A 16392-nucleotide genomic window follows, 5' to 3' on the forward strand; every position below is an offset into this window, starting at 1 on the left:
GCGCGCCCGGTTCCCTAGGGCCGGAGCCGGTTGTTCACTTGGGGTTCGTGTGCGCGCCGCGGTGAAACAGTTGGGTGGGGTTCCGCGGCGTCGCGCACGGTCCAGGCACCGCACCGTCGTCGGAACCGTCACTGGAGGCGCCCATGTCACACCGTCCGCCGAGTCCCCTGCCCGGCCGCCGTGGAGTGCTGCGGGGTTCGCTCGCCGCGTCGGCGGCGCTCGCGCTGCCCGCGATCGGCGGCGCGGTGGCCCCCGCGTTCGCCCTGTCCGGGCGCCCGAAGGCCGGCTGGGGTGTGCAGAGCGGTGACGTCACCGCGCACTCGGGCCTGGTGTGGGTGCGCTCGGACCGCCCCGCGCGGATGATCGTCGAGACCTCGGCCACCGAATCGTTCAAGCGGGTGACGCGGTGGCGCGGCCCGCTCCTCGGCCCGGGCACCGACTTCACGGGCACGACCCGGCTGCGCGGTCTGCCGCCCGGCGAGCAGGTCCACTACCGGGTGCTGCTCGCCGACCCGGACGATCCGCGCCGCACGAGCGCGCCGGTCCCCGGCACGTTCCGTACCGCCGCCGCGGGCCGCAAGGGCGGGGTGCGGTTCCTGTGGTCCGGGGACATCGCGGGCCAGGGCTGGGGCATCAACCCCGACCGCGGCGGCAACCGCGTCTACGAGGACATGCGCGCCCTGGACCCGGACTTCTTCCTGTGCAGCGGCGACAACATCTACGCGGACGGGCCGATCCTGCCCAGCGTGACGCTGCCCGACGGGCGGGTGTGGCGCAATGTGACGACCGAGGAGAAGTCCAAGGTCGCCGAGACGCTCGCGGAGTTCCGCGGCGCGTTCCGCTACAACCTGCTCGACGAGAACGCGCGCCGGTTCAACGCCCAGGTCCCCACCATCACCCAGTGGGACGACCACGAGGTGCACAACAACTGGTACCCGGGCCAGATCCTGGACGACGCCCGCTACACCGAGAAGAGCACCGACGTGCTGGCGAAGCGGTCGCTGCGCGCGTTCAGCGAGTACTACCCCGTCTCGACGCTGCCGCCGGGTGACGCGGACGGGCGCGTGTACCGGGTGCTGCGGCAGGGCCCGCTGCTCGACGTGTTCGTCCTGGACATGCGCACGTACCGCAACGCGAACTCGCCGAACCGGCAGGCAGACGACGCCACCGGCATCCTCGGCGCCGAACAACTCGCGTGGCTCAAACGTGAGTTGTCGCGCTCACGTGCCGTGTGGAAGGTGATCGCCTCCGACATGCCGCTCGGCCTGGTGGTGGCGGACGGGGCGGTGAACTTCGAGGCGGTGGCACAGGGCGACCCGGGTGCGCCGCTCGGCCGTGAGCTGCAGATCGCCGAGCTGCTGCGGCACATCAAGCACCGCAGGATCACGGGCACGCTGTGGCTCACGACCGACGTGCACTACACCTCGGCGCAGCACTACGAGCCGTCTCGCGCCGCGTTCCAGGACTTCGAGCCGTTCTGGGAATTCGTGTCGGGGCCGCTGGCCGCGGGCGGGTTCCCTGCGGCGAAGCTCGACGGGACGTTCGGCCCGCAGCAGGTGTTCATCAAGGCGCCGACCCGGTCGAACACCTCTCCCCTGGAGACTCCGCCGTACTTCGGCGAGGTCGACATCGACGGCGGCAGCGGGGAGTTGACCGTACGGCTGCGGCAGGAGGGCGGCGATGTGCTGTTCACCAAGACGCTTCAGCCGGGGCGGGTCGGACAGTGAGCGGGACGGGAACGAGGCGGCACCCCGAGGCCGACACCCAGAGGCCGACACCCATAGTAAATAAATCGGGCATAGGCCGTCTTTACCCATCGGTCACAAACCGTTCGTGATCACGCAACACCGTTCCTTCACAGTGGATGCATGAGTCGAGACATGTCTGATGTGACGCACGTGAAGAACGACCGCCCCGCCCGCCGCCGGCGCGGAGCCCTGGTGGAGCGGGCCACTCAATGGTGGTCACGCCGCCAGGGCCACGCGCCCCCGGCACCGGCGCCCGCACCGGACGCGGGCGCACCTCTGGATCCCGCGCACAGCGCCCTGTGGCGGATGCGCACGACGGTGCGGGACGAGCCGGGCTCCCTCGCCGCCCTGTGCACGTCGCTGGCCCGCCACCGGGTGGACATCCTGAGCCTGCAGACGCACCCGCTGGCCGACGGCACCATGGACGAGTTCCTGCTGCGCGCCCCGCAGGAGCTGCCCTCCGCCGATCTGGCCCGGGCCGCGGCCGAGGCCGGCGGGACCGGCACCTGGATCGAGCGGGCCGACGCCCACGACCTGGTGGACGCCCCCACCCGCATCCTGGGCCTGGCCACCCGCACGGCCCTGGACGCGGCGGAACTCCCGCTTGCGCTCAGGCAGTTGCTGGGACGGTGCACCATCAGGTCGCTGCCCGCGACGGCCGCGGCGAGCGACACGACCCCGGTCGGGGGCAGCTTCGACGAGACGGCGATGCGGCTGCGAACCCCGGAGGGCGGTGTCATCACCGTGGAGCGGCCGTATCTGCCGTTCACCCCGACCGAGTTCGCGCGGGCCCGCGCCCTCGTCGAGCTGGACGCGCGCCTCGGCAGCCGTGTGCCGCGCAGCCAGGACGTACTCACGCTACCCGAAGGCAACGAGATCACCGTGCGGCGCGCGCGGCCGACGGACCTCGCGGCGTCGAAGGCCATGCACGAGCGGTGCTCGCAGCGCACGCTCGGCCTGCGCTACCACGGCCCCGTCGGCGACGCGGACCGCTACCTGAACCACCTGCTCAGCCCGCGCTTCGGCCGCACGCTCGCCGCGCAGACCGCCTCCGGGCGCATCGTCGCGCTCGGCCATCTGCTGTGGGACGGCGACGAGACCGAGATCGCGCTGCTCGTCGAGGACGACTGGCAGCGCCGTGGTATCGGCGCCGAACTGCTGGAGCGCCTGGTCGCCCTGGCCGTCGAGGCGGGCTGCGAGAGCGTGTACGCGGTCACCCAGGCGTCCAACACGGGCATGGTCGCGGCGATGCGCGGCCTCGATCTGCCCCTCGACTACCAGGTCGAGGAGGGCACGCTGGTGATCACCGCGCGACTCGGCGCGACGCCGGAGGCGGCCCGTCCGCCGTACGAGCAGGCCGAACAGCACTGAGAGCCGGCCTGCGCACGTCGTGTCGTCCCCGGCCTTCGGCTCCCAGGGCCCGGTCGAGATCCGCCCACAGGTCCTCGACGTCCTCCAGGCCGGCCGACAGACGCAGCAGCCGGTCGCTGACGCCCGCCGCCCTGCGGTCGTCGGCGGCCACGACGCGGTGGCTGATCGAGGCCGGATGCTGGATGAGCGAGTCGACACTGCCGAGGCTGACCGCGGGGGTGATCAGCTCGACCCCGGCGATCACCGCGTGCGGGTCCCCGGCCACCTCGAAGGCGACCATGGCGCCGCCGATCCTCGGATAGTGGACGCGGGTCACGCGCGGGTCGGCGGTGAGACGGCGGGCCAGTTCCGCCGCGGTCGCGGACGCCGCGCGCACCCGCACCGGCAGCGTCGACAGTCCGCGCAGCAGCAGGTACCCGGCGAGCGGATGCAGGACGCCGCCCGTCGCGAAGCGCACCTTGCGCAGCTCCCGCGCGAACAGTTCGTCGCACGCCACCACCCCGCCCAGCACGTCCCCGTGTCCGCCGAGGTACTTGGTCGCACTGTGCAGCACGAGCCGTGCCCCGCTGTCCAGCGGCCGTTGCAGCACGGGCGTGGCGAAGGTGTTGTCGACGAGCAGCGGTACGGAACCGCAGGCGTGCGCGACGGCCCGCAGGTCGACCTCGGCGAGCGTCGGGTTGGCGGGCGACTCCACCATCACCAGGCCGGTGTCGGGCCGGATCGCGTCCGCGATGCCCGCCGCGTCGACCCAGGTCACTTCGGAGCCGAGCGCGCCGGCCGTCAGCAGATGGTCGCTGCAGCCGTACAGCGGGCGCACGGCCACGACATGGCGCAGGCCCGCCCCGAGGCGCGCGAGGAGCACCGCGGTCAGCGCCGCCATGCCGCTCGCGAACGCGACCGCGGTGTCCGTCCCCTCGAGGCGGGCGAGGGCCGTCTCGAAGCGGGCGACGGTCGGGTTGCCGAGGCGGGCGTAGACCGGCGGCCCGTCGTCGAGGACGCCGTGGGCGGCGAACGCGTCGACACGGGCCGCTTCCGCGCGGCTGTCGGCGGACGGATATGTGGTCGACAGGTCGATGGGCGGCGCGTGCAGACCGAGGCCGGCGAGGTCGTCGCGGCCCGCGTGCACGGCCTCGGTGGCGAGGGCCCTGGGGCGGGAGTGGTCGTCCATGGACCCAGGCTGAACATCGGGCGGGCTGCATGGGTCAACTCCCGTGCTACGTTCGACAGATGCCCGATTCCGTCGTACTGGATCCGATCGATCTGGAGATACTGCGGCTGCTGCAGAACGATGCCCGCACCACGTACCGCGATCTGGCCGCGCAGGTCGGTGTCGCACCCTCGACGTGTCTGGACCGGGTCGGCCGGCTGCGCCGCTCGGGAGTGATCCTCGGGCATGTGCTGCGGCTCGACCCGGCCAGGCTGGGGCGCGGGTTGCAGGCTCTGCTGTCGGTGCAGGTGCGCCCGCACCGCAGGGAGCTGGTCGGCCCGTTCGTGGACCGGATCCGCGCGCTGCCCGAGGCCCGCACGGTGTTCCATCTGACCGGCCCCGACGACTACTTGGTGCACGTGGCCGTGCGGGACATGACGGATCTCCAGCGGCTCGTCCTCGACGAGTTCACGGCGCGGCGCGAGGTCGCTCGCGTGGAGACGCGGCTGATCTTCCAGCAGTGGGAGTGCGGTCCGCTGCTGCCACCACCGGAGGGTGACGCGGCCCCCTGACTCGTACGAGGATGTGCGCATGCCAGCCACACCGAGCAACCAGCACACCCGGAGCCAGCTGCCCCGCCAGGTCGCCGACGCCTACGTCGACGCCTACATCGCTCTCGACCCCGTCAACGGTACGTTCCTCGGCGACCCCGCGTCCCACAGCAGACTGCCCGATCTCTCCCCGGCGGGCCTCGAGGCCGTCGCCGAGCTGGCCCGCGAGACGCTCGCGCGGCTCGACGAGGCGGAGCGCGCGCCGGGCGCCGACAGCGATGTGGAGCGGCGGTGCGCGCGGCTGCTGCGGGAGCGGCTGACGGCCGAGCTCGCCGTCCACGACGCGGAGGAGCCTCTGCGGGCGGTCTCCAACCTCGGCTCGCCCGTGCACAACGTGCGTGAGGTCTTCACCGTCACCCCGACCGACACCGACGAGGACTGGGCGGCGGTCGCCGCGCGGCTGCGGGCGGTGCCGGCGGCGTTCGCCGGGTACCGCGAGACGCTCGACCTCGGCCTGCGCCGCAAGCTGCACGGAGCGCCGCGCCCGACGGCCACGTTCGTCGGGCAGCTCACCGAGTGGGCGGGACAGGGACGCGGCTGGTTCGAGGAGTTCGCCGCCGACGGGCCCGAGGCGTTGCGCGGCGAGCTCACCGAGGCGGCGCGGGCGGCGGACGCGGCCACCGCCGAGCTGCGCGACTGGATGCGGGACGTGTACGCGCCCGCGATCGAGGGCTCCCCCGAGGTCGTGGGCCGTGAGCGGTACGCGCGCTGGTCGCGCTACTACAACGGCACGGATCTCGACCTGGACGAGGCGTACGCGTACGGCTGGAGCGAGTTCCACCGGCTGCTCGGCGAGATGCGTGCCGAGGCGGAGAAGATCCTGCCGGGCGCGGCGACGCCGTGGGTGGCGCTCGCGCACCTCGACGAGCACGGCCGGCACATCGAGGGCGTCGACGAGGTGCGCCAGTGGCTCCAGGGCGTCATGGACGAGGCGATCGAGGCGCTCGACGGCACCCACTTCGAACTCGCCGAGCGGGTACGGAAGGTGGAGTCCTGCATCGCGCCGCCCGGCGGTGCCGCGGCGCCCTACTACACGCCTCCGTCGGTGGACTTCTCGCGGCCGGGCCGCACGTGGCTGCCCACGATGGGCGCGACCCGCTTCCCCGTCTACGACCTGCTGTCCACCTGGTACCACGAGGGCGTCCCCGGCCATCATCTGCAGCTGGCGCAGTGGGCGCACGTCGCGGAGGACCTCTCGCGCTACCAGGCGACGCTCGGCGGGGTCTCCGCCAACGCGGAGGGCTGGGCGCTGTACGCGGAGCGCCTGATGGACGAACTCGGCTTCCTCACCGACGCCGAGACGCGCATCGGGTACCTGGACGCGCAGATGATGCGTGCGGCCCGCGTCATCGTCGACATCGGGATGCACCTGGAGCTGGAGATCCCGGCGGACTCGCCGTTCCACCCGGGCGAGCGGTGGACGCCGGACCTGGCCCAGGAGTTCTTCGGGGCGCACAGCAGCCGTCCCGCGGACTTCGTGGAGAGCGAGCTGACCCGCTACCTGTCGATCCCCGGCCAGGCCATCGGCTACAAGCTGGGCGAGCGGGCCTGGCTGCTCGGCCGGGCCAACGCGCGGGCGGCGCACGGCGATGCGTTCGACGCGAAGGCGTGGCACATGGCGGCGCTGTCGCAGGGGTCGCTGGGGTTGGACGACCTGGTGGAAGAGCTGTCCAGGCTGTAGGCCGGCGGGGTCGGGGCGGGGCGAGGCGGGTGGAAAACCACTGGCCCCCGCGGCCCCGCCCGGCCCATTCTGAGCCGCATGAGCACGCCCCGCACCCTCTTCCTCTCGCCCCGCCTCACGGCCACCGGCCGGGCTGCCGCTCGCAGCACCGCGTCGAGCACCACGTCCGGGTCGCTCGCGTAATGGCCGCTCGCCCAGGCCGCGTTGGTCATACCCGGTGCGCTGACGCCCGCAGGAAGCGCGCGTCCCGGTGGCCGACGGAGTCCACCGGACCCGCGGTCAGCAGCCGCAGTCCTCCGCGTCGACGGGCGCGGTCAGCGGGTCGGGGACCTTGCGGGCGGGGCCTTCCCACGTCTCGTAGGGGAAGCCTTCGCGGGCCCAGTACTCGAAGCCGCCGAGCATCTCCTTGACCCGGAAGCCGAGTTCGGCGAGGGCGAGGGCCGCGCGGGTGGCTCCGTTGCAGCCGGGGCCCCAGCAGTAGGTGACCACGGGGACGGACTTGTCGAGGAGGCGCTCGGCCTGCTCGGCGATGAGCGCGGTCGGCAGGTGCAGTGCGCCGGGGAGGTGGCCCTGGTCCCAGGACGCGGTGGAGCGCGAGTCGACGACGACGAATCCGGGATCGCCCTCGGCGGTGAGCGCGGCGGCCACGTCGGACACGTCGGCGTGGAAGGCGAGTTGGGCGGCGAGGTAGGCGGCTGCGGTGGCGGGCGGGGCCGGGGCCACTCGTAGGACCGGGTTGGTTGTGGCCGTGGTCGTGATGGTGCCGGAGTCCGTAGCCGTGGTCGTGGTCACCGGTTCCCCTTTCGTTCGTTCGGGGCTCGTGTTCTTCCCTGACCGGAAATCTACGGGCGCCGATCCGCGTCCTGAAGGGCCGATCCCCGGCGTTCCCCTTGTTCCGCCGGGGATCCCCCTGCTATCTCTCGACCATGACCGTCGATTCCACAGCCGCGTCCGTCTACGCCCCGGACGCCACCGACTGGCGCATTCTGGAGGTCCTGCAACGCGAGGGCCGGGCGAGCTACGCCGAACTGGCGCGGGCGGTGTCCATGTCCGCGAGCGCCGTCACCGAGCGGGTGCGCAGGCTGGAGGAGGCCGGGGTCATCGCGGGCTACACGGCGGTCGTGGTGCCGGAGCGGCTCGGGCTGCCGATCCTCGCGTACGTCCGGCTGCGCTACCCGAACGGGAACTACAAACCGTTCCACGACCTGGTCGAGGCGACACCGGAGATCCTCGAGGCCCACCACGTCACGGGCGACGACTGCTTCGTCATCAAGGTCGCGGCCCGCTCCATGAGCCACCTGGAAGAAATCTCCGGCAAGATCGGCACGCTGGGCTCGGTGACGACGAGCGTGGTGTACTCGTCGCCGTTGCCCCGCCGGGCCATCGGACACTGAGGCCGTCAGGACGGCTGGTCGGGCGGGTCCTGTGCCGTTTCCGTCGCGAGGGCCCGGCGCGCGAGGTCGCGGGTGAGCGCCCAGGCCGGTGCGGCCAGGGCCTCGCGGGACCACAGGTCCGGATCGCCCGCGTGCGTCATCGCGGCCAGCTGTGCGTCGATCCTCCGCAGGATCGGCAGGGTCTGCGGGCGCAGCCTCCCCTCGGACAGCAGCCGGTCGGCGAAGTGGTACATGTCGTCGTATTGCAGCGCGACCTCGTCCACGCCGACGCCGAGCCGCTCCGTCCAGGCCCGCTGCTCCGGAGCGTCGGCTCCCAGCACGTCGAGCGCGGCCAGAAGAAGCCGGCGCGCACCCGGCCCGCGACTACCCGAGGTGCGCTCCGCGCTGCCGCACCACCGAGCCCGCCCGCCCCTTCACAACCTCCAACTGCGCATGCACCCGGCGGCGCAGGTCGGCGACGTGGCTGACGATGCCCACGCTGCGGTCGCGCTCGCGCAGGGAGTCGAGGACGTCGAGGACCTCGTCGAGGGTCTGGTCGTCGAGGCTGCCGAAGCCCTCGTCGATGAAGAGGGTGTCGAGGCGGACGCCGCCCGCCTCGTCCGTGACGACGTCGGCCAGGCCGAGCGCGAGGGCGAGGGAGGCGAAGAACGTCTCGCCGCCCGAGAGCGTGGCCGTGTCGCGCTCTCGGCCCGTCCACGCGTCGACGACATGCAGCCCGAGCCCCGAACGGCCGCGCCCCGCAAGGGAGTCGGAGTGCACCAGGGTGTACCGGCCGGACGACATCCGGCGCAGCCGCGCGGTCGCGGCGGCCGCCACTTGTTCGAGGCGGGCGGCGAGGACGTAGGACTCCAGGCGCATCTTGCGTTCGTTGTCGGCCGAGGTGCCGGCCGCGAGGGAGGCGAGCCGGGCGATGCGGTTGTACGTGGCGCGCAGCGGTCCGAGGCGGCGGGCCTCGGCGGCGACGCGCCGGGAGAGCCGGTCGAGTTCGTCGCAGCGGCGCGCGGCCGCGTCCCGCGCGGAGCCCGCCGCCCGGACACGCGCGTCGGCCGCCACGGCCGCGGCGCGGGCCGCGGCGACATCGGCCTCGGGCCTGCGGGAGGCCGCGGCTGTGTCCTCCCCGGCGAGCATGGCGCGTACCGTGGCCTGCTCCGACTGCCAGGCGTCCAGGCGGCGTTGCAGGTCCCGGTGTCCGGCGTCGTCGATGAGGGCGACGGCCGCGGCCCGCGGCGTGTCGAACCCGGCACGGAACGCCGCGTCGGCGAGTCGCGCGTCCGTGTCCTTGAGGCGGGTCGCGGTGGACTCGACGGCGCGGGCGGCGTCGGCGGCCTCCGTGAGCAGACGGGTGTGCCACTCCAGCTCCGCGGCGCGCGCTTCGACGCTCTCGGCGCTGCCGCGCGCCTGCGTCAACTCGCCTTGCAGCCCGGCCTGTTCGCGCTCCAGCGCCTCGCGCAACGAAGCACGGGCGGCGGTGCGGGTGGCGGCTTCCTGGCGGGCCGCGAGCCGTCGCTCGTGCTCGCTCTCGGCGCGGGCGAGGGTCTCGCGGGCCGCGTGCAGTCCCGTCGCCACGGCGCGCGCCTCGGCGTGGCGAACCTCCAGATCCCGGGCGGCCCCGGCGAGTTGCGCGGCGTCCTCCTCCCCGGCGGCGGCCCTGGCGGCGGCCAACTCCTCCCGTACGGCACTCAGAGCGCGCTCGGCGTCGCCGCGGTGCCCGTCGGCGGTGCGGTAGGCGGCGAGGGCGCTCTCCTCGGCGGCGCGGTCGACGTGCCCCTCGGACTTGCGCATCGGAGCGGGGTGTTCGGTCGCGCCGCACACGGTGCAGGGCGCGCCGTCGACGAGGCCCTCGGCGAGTTCGGCGGCGACATCGCGCAGGCGCTGCTCCTTCAGGCCGAGCCAGTGCTCGTGCGCGGCGGCCGCGTCCTCGCGGGCCCGCACCACCGCGGCCCGGGCGTCCTCCGCGTGTGTGGTGAGCCGGTCGCGTTCGACCGCGGCGCGGGCCTGCCGGCGTGCGGGATCCAGCTGCCCCGCGAGGTGTTCGGCGCGGGTGGCCGCCTCCTGGGCGTCGTCGACGCCGGTCTGGAGCGCGGCGCGGCGCGCGTCCCAGGCGCCGAGCCAGCCCTCCGCCTCGTCGAGGAGTTCGGCGTCGGCGCGCTCCTCACGGTCGAGTCCGGCCCGTTCGTGCGCGAGCCCGGCGAGTCTGCGCTCGGCACGGCGCGCCGAGTCGAGCCCGCCGAGTTCGTGGGCGACACGGCGTGCGGCTTCGGCGAGGACGGCGGGGCCCGCGTCGGCGAGCGGCTCGGGCGCGAGGCCGTCACCGGTGCGGCCGGAACCGGATCCGTCCGCTCGCTCCCCGCCCGGCGGGCCGGGATCGCCCATGTGCGGGCCGGGATCACCCATGCCAGGGGACAGCTCGTCCGGGGCGCGGGCCATACCCGGCTCGGGAAACAGCTCGTCCGGGCCGCCGACCGCACCCTGCTCGGGAAACAGCCCCGCCGGGCCGCCGACCGCACCCGACTCGGGAAGCAGCCCCGCCGGGCCGCCGACCGCACCCGACTCAGGAAACAGCCCCTCCGGGGCACTGGCCGCACCCGGCTCGGCAATCAGCCCCTCCGGGCCGCTGGCCGTCCCCGGCCCAGAAGACGGCCCGCCCACCCCGGGCAGCACCCCACCCGGCTCACCCGGCACGCCCACCCCGGGCGCCCCCTCCGCACCCCGCCCCAGGGCACCCCGCAACTCCCGCCGGGCCCGCTCCTCCTCCCGCAGCGCGGCCCGGTGCTCCTCCTCCGCCGCGTCCCGCAGGGAGAGCGCCGGTGCGACCGTCTCCGCCTTGCGGGCCCGCTCCATCCGCTCCTCGACGGCCCGGTACTCCTCGGCCCGCTCCGCCAGCGCGGCGGCCCGCGCCTGTGCCTCCGCGTGCCGGCGCTGGAGCCGCTCCGTCTCGGTGACGTCGGTCAGCGCACGCTGCGCCGCCGTGCGCGCCGACTCGGCCGCGCCCAGGGCGAGATGAGTGTGCGTGAAGTGTTCGCGGGCGGTGGAGCGAGCCGTCGCGGCCCAGGCCAGGACGGCGTCCGCGAGGCCGGGATCGCCGGGCGCCGCGTCGACCGGGTCCAGCTCCACGATGCCGCCCGCGGCCTGCTGCATACGATGCGCGTCGGCCAGCAACTCCGCGTCCCCCGCGGTCACTTGCCGCTCCGCGCCGCGCCGGTCGTCGGCGAGCCGCTGTTCCACGGCGGCGAACCGGTGCGTGTCGAAGAGGCGGCCGAGGAGCTTGCCGCGGGCCTCGGCGTCGGCGCGCAGGAACCGGGCGAAGTCGCCCTGCGGCAACAGCACGACCTGGCAGAACTGGTCCTTGCTCATGCCGAGCAGCTGCGTGATCTCCTCGCCGATCTCCTGGTGGGAGCGGCTGAGGGCCTTCCACTCCCCGGCCACGGCGTCGTACTCGCGCAGCCAGCTCTGCGCCTTCTCCGTCGTGAAACCGATGCCGCGCTTCTTGGGGCGGGCGAAGGGCGGCTGCCTGGTGAGTTCCAGGCGGCGGCCCGCGACGGTCAGGTCGAGAGCGACCTCGGTGCGCACGCCCGGTTCGGCGTGGTCGCTGCGCAGGTTCTGTCCCTGGCCGCTGCCGCTCTGCCGGGCGCCGGGCACGGATCCGTACAGGGCGAAGCAGACCGCGTCGAGGACGGAGGTCTTGCCCGCGCCGGTCGGCCCGTGCAGCAGGAAGAGGCCCGCGGACGACAGCGCGTCGAAGTCGATCTCCTGCGTCCCGCCGAAGGGGCCGAACGCCGTGACGCGAAGGGTGTGCAGTCTCACCGGGCGACCTCGCGCACCACGTCGTCGGTGCGGACGGTGTCGAACGCGGCCCGCAGCACCGCCCGCTCCTCCTCGTCGGGCCCGGCGCCCCGGACATGGGTCACGAAGTCCTCCGCGATCTCGTGGTCGTCCCGCCCCTTGAGGCGCTCCGCGTACGTGGCGTCGGGCCGGGAGTCGGTGCGGCGCGGTTCGAAGAGCAGGCTGAGGGTGTGCGGGAAGCGGTCGGCGAGCTTGGCCATGGGGTCGTCGGGCCGGATCTCGTCGGTGAGGGTCGCCTCCACCCAGGACTCTTCGTGGACGGTGAGGTCCGGGTCGGCGAGGAGATCGTCCAGGTCGCCGCGGATCCGGGCGAGCGGCCGGGGCACGGGGCAGTCGATCCGCTCGGCGGCGACGGCACCCTCCTCGTCGAGGTCGACGAGCCACATGCTCTTGCGGTGGTCGGCCTCGGAGAAGGAGTACGGCAGCGGCGAGCCGGAGTACCGGACACGCTCGGAGATGACCTGGCTGCCGTGCAGATGCCCGAGTGCCACGTAGTCGACGCCGTCGAAGACTCCGGAGGGGACGGCGGCGACGCCGCCCACCGTGATGTCGCGCTCGCTGTCGCTGGGCGCGCCGCCGGTCACGAAGGCGTGCGCGAGGACGACCGAGCGCCTGCCGGGCGCGCGCCCGGCCAGATCGGTGCGGACCCGCTCCATCGCGGCGGCGAGCACCTGCTCGTGACCGGCCTTGGCGACCCCGAACTCGCCCTTGACCAGCGCCGGTTCGAGATACGGCAGCCCGTAGAAGGCGACGTCACCGTGGGTGTCCGGCAGGACGACGGGCTCGCCGCAGCGGCTCGGTTCGGTCCGCAGATGGATGCCCGCGCGGCCGATCAGTCCCGCGCCGACACCGAGGCGGCGGGCCGAGTCGTGGTTCCCGGAGATCATCACCGTGGGCACGCCAAGGTCGGCGAGCCGGTGCAGCGCGTCGTCGTACAGCTCGACGGCGGCGAGCGGCGGTACCGCGCGGTCGTACACGTCGCCCGACACGACCACCGCGTCCACGTCCCGCTCGCCCACGGTGGCGACGAGATGGCCGATGAACGCGGCCTGGGCATCGAGCATGCTCACGCGGTGGAACGCGCGGCCCAGATGCCAGTCGGACGTGTGCAGCAGTCTCATGACACACGAGGCTAACGGCTGGGTCGGACATCACGTGCGGACCGTCCTGATCAGGCGTCCCGCACGTGATGCCGGTCACGGGCCCGTCAGGCCGCGGTCACCGTGAAGCTCTGCGCCGGCGAGCCGTCGCAGGCGCGCTGGGTGAGCTGCACGCTGTTGGTGGCGGCGCCCGCCGACGTGAGGCACTTGCCGCTGTGCCGGGCCGTGAAGCGGTAGCGGCCTGCGGCTTCCTTCACCGGGAGCCACTGCTGGTTCTGTCCGCCTCCGTACGCCCACAACTGAAGCGGCGCACCATCGGCCGCGGAGACGTCCGTCACGTCGATGACCTGCTGCGGAGCGGGACGCACACCGATCCGCCGGTAGCCGCCGTCCGTCGAGGTGAGCCGGAACTGCTGCGCCTGGGTGCCGTTGCAGGCGTACTGCTGGACGGCGGTCCCGTCAGCGGTGGCGGCCGAGCGGGCGTCGACGCAGGTGCCGTTGCCGACGTTCTTCAGGGAGTAGTACGACGTCTCGGAGAGGGAGTCGTCCGGCGGGGTCGTGGAGCCGCCCCCGCCGAGCCACTTCAGCCCGTCGAGCAGGAACCGGTTCTGGGTCGCGCTCGCGAAGGTGGACGACGTACGGGTGTTGGTCTCGTAGTTCATCGCGTTGTGGCCGAAGTTCGCGTAGAGCATCTTGTACTTCGTGTTGGTCCACAGGATCGGGTAGTAGCCGCTGTACCAGGACTGATCGGGGTCGGTGCCCAGCGGGAAGCTGCTGGGGTCGACGGAGGCCAGGATCTTGATGTCCGGGTTCTGCCGCAGGTCGTTGGACCAGCTGTACCACTCGCTGACCGACGAGGTGAACGTGGCGGGCAGACCGGTGGTCGACGGGTGGGTGCGGTCCTCGACCTTGAGGGTCGCGGACGTCGGACCCCAGGTGTTGGACCTGAAGTTGCCGCTGCCGAGGAACTGGTTGTGGTACCAGGACCAGCTCGCCGCGTCCGTGGTGAAGGCGGAGACGTGGAAGCCCATCCAGGCGCCGCCGCCGCGCATGTACTGCTCGAACCCGGAGCGCTGGGCGGCGGTCTGCGGCAGGTCGTCGAGGAAGAGGACGACCTGGTAGGCGTTGACGCCGCCGTTGGCGAGGAGGTTCCAGTCATTGCTGGCGGTGTAGGTGAAGCCGTTCGCGGCGGCCTGCTTGGGGAACCAGTCGTTGGCTTCCTTCTCGAAGTCGATGTGCGCCGCGTCCCAGGTGCCGCTGTAGAGACCGAGCACCTTGAAGGGGGCGGCTGCCGCTGTGCCGCTCGTATGGGCGGTGGCCTGTGGTGCCGCAAAGCCGATCAGGGCCGCGAGCAGCACAAACACGACGCGTATGGACCGTATGTACTGATGCATCGCCTATCCATCCCTTTCGGTCGTTTACGGGTAATTTGTGAGATAGGCGACATTCGTACTGGAGTTGGAAGGGCCTCCCGTGTTGTTGATGACGTGGCTGATGGTGCCGGTGCCGCCGAGCGAGACGGTCACCATGTCGTGGAACCTGACGCCGGACGCGTTCGGCACCTCGAAGGCGCGGTCGGCGACCACGCTGGAGTTGGTGCTGAAGTAGCAGTAGCTGCCGAGCCCCCAGGCCTCGTGGCTCGTGACGGAGGCCGCGACCTTGTAGGCGGGGTGGCCCTTGCCGCCGCCGTTCATCCAGGCGGCCTGGTTCGGCGGGTCGTAGGGCATCTCGTTCTGGAAGAAGTACGTACGGCCGCCGTTGCCGTTCCAGACGACCTGCGTCTTCTGGAAGTGCTCGACGAACAGTCCGTACGCGGTCACGTCGGCGCCGTTGACGATGAGCCCGGTGTCGGCCGTGTTGGTGCTCCAGCCGACCGTGCCGCCGTTGCCGTGGTCGGCGCGCCAGATCCAGGTGTGGTCGATGACCGTGTCCGGGCTGTTGATCACCACGGAGTTCGTCGCCCTGCCGACGGTGGCGCCGCCGATCCGGACGAAGAAGTCGGTCAGCTGGACGGGGTTCGCGGCGTGGTCGGCGGAGGCGCCGGCCGGGCCGATCCGCACCAACGTGTCGGAGTTGGTGGTGCCCGCGTCGATCAGCAGGCCCGCCAGCTGGATGCCGTCGACGTCGGCGGTGCTGATCGCGGTGATCCCGCCGTCCGGTACGAGGGTGGCGAGACCCATGCCGAGCACCACGGTGTCGGGCCGCGTGACGTCGAGGGTCTGGTCGAGATGGTAGACACCGGGGGTGACCAGCAGGTTCTTGCCCGCTGCCAGAGCCGCGTTCATGTCGGCGGCGGTGGCGCCCGGCTTGACGACGAAGAACCGGTCGAGCGGCAGCGACGTGCCCGCCGGTGTCTTCCCGCTCCATGTCGTGCCGACCGCGTTCGACCGCAGTGCGGGCACGAACACCTTGTAGGCGCCCGCGCTGTCCACGTAGAGAAACGGCTTCTCGCGGATCGTCGGGGTGCTCGCGACGTTGGTGTACGTCGGGAAGGACTGGGCGGGTGCGCCCTGGTCGCCGACGAAGACCATGTTCCAGTTGGACCCCGACCAGCTCGCCATCTGCGAGTTGCGGGTGAGGAACTGCTGCTGGGAACCGGACCGGATCTGCCCGTCGACCTTCGTGTCGGAGATGAAGCCGCCGCTCGACCAGCCGCCGTCGTCGAGCGCGAGGTTGCCGCGCACGTGCATACGCCGGTACGGGGCGGCCTGTGAGACGGCCCAGCGGTCGGTGCCACCGGTCGGGTTGACCGACAGGTTCTCCGCGTCGCGCCAGAAGTTCTGCGTGGCGTTGCCCTGGAACCAGTCGGCCTCCGCGTGCACGGAACCGTTGATCGTCACGTCGTCCGGCGACAGGCCGAGCCCCGCGACCTGCGTGTAGAAGCCGACGTTGGCGTTGGCGCTGTACGTGCCGGGCTTGAAGAGGAGGGCCTGGCGGGCCGAGCCGAACTGGTTGGTCTGCTGCTGGGCGAAGACGGAGTCCAGCTTGGACTGGATGGAGCCGGCCGACATCGACGGGTCGAACACCGTCACGTTGGGGCCGAGGTCCGGGGTGCCCGGCGGGTTGGTCGTGCCGCCGCCGAGCCGGAAGGACTGCGCGGCGGTGCCGTTGCACGTGTACTGCGCCAGCTGCACGCTGTCCGCACTCGAAGCGCCGGGGACGTCCAGGCACTTGCCGCTGTTGCGGTTGACGAAGTGGTACGCGCCGTCGGACTCGGCGACGGGCAGCCACTGCTGGTTGTTGCCGCCGGAGTACGTCCACAGCTGCACGGGCGCGGAGTCGGCGGTGGAGACGTCGGTGACGTCCCAGGCCTTGCCCGCGTCGAGGTTGCTGTTGATGCGGTAGTAGCCGCCGCTGGTGGGTGCCAGCTGCCAGTTCTGGGCGGCGCTGCCGTTGCAGGCGTACTGCTGGACGGCGGTGCCGTCGCCGCTCGCGGCGGCGCGGGCGTCGACACACTTGCCGCTGCCCTTGCCGACGACGGTGGTGAAGCCGGTCGG

At 72.7% G+C, this 16392-nt stretch carries 12 protein-coding genes; 5 read left to right on the forward strand and 7 right to left on the reverse strand.

Features of this window, described 5'->3' with window-relative positions:
• Positions 1-143 precede the first annotated feature (143 nt).
• Together ABD366_RS37955 and ABD366_RS37960 are read left to right on the forward strand one after the other, a co-directional pair.
• Positions 144-1727: an alkaline phosphatase D family protein gene (locus ABD366_RS37955; protein ID WP_324770439.1), complete on the forward strand. Its 1584-nt coding sequence runs from the start codon at positions 144-146 to the stop codon at positions 1725-1727.
• Between the two features lie 141 nt (positions 1728-1868).
• Entirely contained in the window at positions 1869-3119 is a 1251-nt protein-coding gene (locus ABD366_RS37960) for a GNAT family N-acetyltransferase (protein WP_324770438.1), read from the forward strand.
• On the opposite strand, the gene ABD366_RS37965 is transcribed toward ABD366_RS37960, so the two are convergent.
• Positions 3052-4287, reverse strand: coding sequence for a trans-sulfuration enzyme family protein (locus ABD366_RS37965; protein ID WP_324770437.1), 1236 nt, complete (start codon positions 4285-4287; stop codon positions 3052-3054). The genes ABD366_RS37960 and ABD366_RS37965 overlap by 68 nt on opposite strands.
• Positions 4288-4346: 59 nt before the next feature.
• On the opposite strand from ABD366_RS37965, the gene ABD366_RS37970 reads away from it, so the two are divergent.
• Positions 4347-4838 (forward strand): Lrp/AsnC family transcriptional regulator, encoded by a 492-nt coding sequence (locus ABD366_RS37970; protein ID WP_324770436.1) that lies wholly within the window; start codon positions 4347-4349, stop codon positions 4836-4838.
• Positions 4839-4857: 19 nt separating this feature from the next.
• Positions 4858-6558, forward strand: a complete 1701-nt coding sequence (locus ABD366_RS37975; RefSeq protein ID WP_324770434.1) for a DUF885 domain-containing protein — start codon at positions 4858-4860, stop codon at positions 6556-6558.
• 279 nt (positions 6559-6837) lie between these two features.
• Here the strand turns inward: ABD366_RS37975 and ABD366_RS37980 are convergent, their stop codons facing one another.
• Entirely contained in the window at positions 6838-7350 is a 513-nt protein-coding gene (locus ABD366_RS37980; RefSeq protein ID WP_324770432.1) for a rhodanese-like domain-containing protein, read from the reverse strand.
• A gap of 134 nt (positions 7351-7484) precedes the next feature.
• On the opposite strand from ABD366_RS37980, the gene ABD366_RS37985 reads away from it, so the two are divergent.
• The gene (locus ABD366_RS37985; RefSeq protein ID WP_324770430.1) at positions 7485-7952 is read left to right on the forward strand and encodes an Lrp/AsnC family transcriptional regulator; all 468 of its coding nucleotides are present in this window, start codon (positions 7485-7487) and stop codon (positions 7950-7952) included.
• A gap of 5 nt (positions 7953-7957) precedes the next feature.
• On the opposite strand, the gene ABD366_RS37990 is transcribed toward ABD366_RS37985, so the two are convergent.
• The 5 genes from ABD366_RS37990 to ABD366_RS38010 all read right to left on the reverse strand — a co-directional run.
• A complete protein-coding gene (locus ABD366_RS37990; RefSeq protein ID WP_324770428.1) occupies positions 7958-8272 on the reverse strand; it encodes a hypothetical protein in 315 nt (104 codons plus the stop codon).
• Between the two features lie 43 nt (positions 8273-8315).
• Positions 8316-11756 carry an AAA family ATPase gene (locus ABD366_RS37995; protein ID WP_324770427.1) on the reverse strand — a complete coding sequence of 1147 codons (3441 nt, stop codon included), beginning with the start codon at positions 11754-11756 and terminating at the stop codon, positions 8316-8318.
• The gene (locus tag ABD366_RS38000; protein WP_324770425.1) at positions 11753-12916 is read right to left on the reverse strand and encodes an exonuclease SbcCD subunit D; all 1164 of its coding nucleotides are present in this window, start codon (positions 12914-12916) and stop codon (positions 11753-11755) included. The genes ABD366_RS37995 and ABD366_RS38000 overlap by 4 nt, the downstream gene beginning before the upstream one ends.
• Before the next feature lie 86 nt (positions 12917-13002).
• Complete coding sequence (locus ABD366_RS38005) at positions 13003-14289, reverse strand: ThuA domain-containing protein (RefSeq protein ID WP_324770424.1); 1287 nt, start codon at positions 14287-14289, stop codon at positions 13003-13005.
• Positions 14290-14313: 24 nt separating this feature from the next.
• A partial coding sequence (locus tag ABD366_RS38010; protein WP_344443314.1) for an RICIN domain-containing protein occupies positions 14314-16392 on the reverse strand: 2079 nt, incomplete at its 5' end.

This window comes from Streptomyces kunmingensis, assembly GCF_039533535.1.
Taxonomy (GTDB): Bacteria; Actinomycetota; Actinomycetes; order Streptomycetales; family Streptomycetaceae; genus Streptomyces; species Streptomyces kunmingensis.